Raw genomic sequence first — 987 nt, 5'->3', positions numbered from 1 at the left:
ACCGGAAGCTGAGGACAGAACTACCGTTGCGAGGGCTGGCCGGTCACCCGGCCCGAAAGCCCGCGTCCTCCGCCAGAGGCGCGGGCTTTCGGGCCGGGTGACCGGCCAGCCCTCGCAACGGTAGTTCTGTCCTCAGCTTCCGGTCATTTCGCCAGTCCCTCATCGGGGTTTCGCCGCCTTTTGGCCTTGAGGCTGCGAGCGGCTTGCTCGATTGCCGCGCGGTCGTTGCCCAGGCGGTCGAGCAGTTCCTGCGCCTCGTCGCCCGATATGCCGGTGCGCACCGCCAGCGCCTCGACCTCCAGCACGTCGGAGCTGGCGATCTCGCCGGTTTCAGGCAGCGCGTCATCCGCCGTCAGCGGCAGGGCTGCCTCGCGGTCGATCTCGGCCTCGGCCTGGTGCCAGTGCCGCTCAGGGTCGCCGTGCATGCGGCCTTCCCGTTCCCAGATCTGGTAGGCGCGCTCACGAATTCTGTCGTCCCGGTCGTCGCTCATGGTCAGTCCTCCTTGGGTCAGGGGTTGAACGCCGCGCCAATGCGGACGCTCCGGAAAATCCGCGCGATCGGATCGTGCGGCGCGCGGGCTCTACTGGCATTGCCGTCTCGGCCCGCCGGAATAGGGCTGGTAGGAGTTGTCTTCCGAGCGGTAGGAACGGTAGCGGCTGAAGCAGTAATCGACATGGTCGGCCGAAAGTGCTTCGCCGCCATCGCTGGCAACGTAGACGCCCAGGCCGGCGCCGTTTTCGTCGCCATCGCCGGCAACCGGCGGGACAGGCTGGCCGGCGGCTTGGAGATAGGGCGAGATGCAGGGGCGCAGCTGCCCGCTGTAGGAGCGATAGCTGTTGTCGTCCGGATGGTAGGAGCGATAGCGGCTGGCGCACCAGGCGAGATGCGGAGGCGGCAGGTCGGTCGCCGTGGGCGCGATGGCGCCGGTGACCGTCGGGTCGGGCGGTGTTTCCTGCGGTTTGGCGGGGATGTCGGGCGGCGCGGAC

Annotated in this window: 2 protein-coding genes; both read right to left on the bottom strand. The window is 68.7% G+C overall.

Going from position 1 to position 987, the window contains the following annotated elements; genetic code table 11:
• Positions 1-143 precede the first annotated feature (143 nt).
• Positions 144-491 (bottom strand): DUF2934 domain-containing protein, encoded by a 348-nt coding sequence (locus EN750_RS36255; protein WP_127399411.1) that lies wholly within the window; start codon positions 489-491, stop codon positions 144-146.
• A 90-nt stretch (positions 492-581) separates the two neighbouring features.
• A partial coding sequence (locus tag EN750_RS36250; RefSeq protein ID WP_148669950.1) for a BA14K family protein occupies positions 582-987 on the bottom strand: 406 nt, incomplete at its 5' end.

Origin of the sequence: Mesorhizobium sp. M7A.F.Ca.ET.027.03.2.1 (genome assembly GCF_003999175.1) — a bacterium.
Lineage (GTDB): Bacteria > Pseudomonadota > Alphaproteobacteria > Rhizobiales > Rhizobiaceae > Mesorhizobium.
Note: the sequence above shows the minus strand (reverse complement) of the source record. Positions and strands in the feature narration are given on the sequence as shown.